This is a genomic window from Oleiphilus sp. HI0123 (assembly GCF_001635315.1).
The window spans coordinates 1-596 of the sequence record NZ_LWGE01000210.1 but is presented as its reverse complement, the minus strand read 5'-3'; the positions used below and the strand labels follow the sequence as shown (position 1 = coordinate 596).

Below are 596 nucleotides of genomic sequence, written 5' to 3'. Positions count from 1 at the left end.
CTGCCGGGCTAGTGCTGAACCCTCAGCGCATCGTGTTACAAGACCGAGAAAGAAGTGCAAGCCTGGACTTGCTAAACACTGATGATAAAGCAGGACGATACCAAATATACTTTGAGCATAAGTATATGAAAGAAGACGGTAGTATCGTTGACATAGAAAACCCGGAACAAGGTGGGCCCTATGCAGGCGATATGATTCGTTACTCCCCTCGCCGAGTTGATATTCCTGCCGGTGGATCTCAAACAATTCGTATCGCTGCTCGACGCCCTAAAGGTTTGGCAGAAGGGGAATATCTATCTCACCTGGTTCTTAAACAGATCCCGCAAAAAGCTGACGCGAACTCTCCGGCTACCCCAAAGAACGATGAAGATATCCAACTAAACCTTGCCGTTCAGCCAGTATTAAAACTAGCAATCCCCGTAATCGTCAGAAAAGGCGCTTCTACGACCACTGCAAGCATCTCTGACATTCAGCCAATCGTGCAAAACGAGCAAGTAGAAGAGCTCCACTTCTCGCTACATCGCCAAGGAAATTTTTCTCTCTATGGGAACGTGGAACTATATGAGAAGAACGGTGAGCAACTTGGCTCCCGCATA

Annotated in this window: 1 protein-coding gene; it reads left to right on the top strand. The window is 47.7% G+C overall.

Annotated elements, in window-relative coordinates; genetic code table 11:
* Nucleotides 1-596: molecular chaperone (locus A3761_RS01960; RefSeq protein WP_156491504.1), on the top strand; the 596-nt coding region annotated here is incomplete at both ends.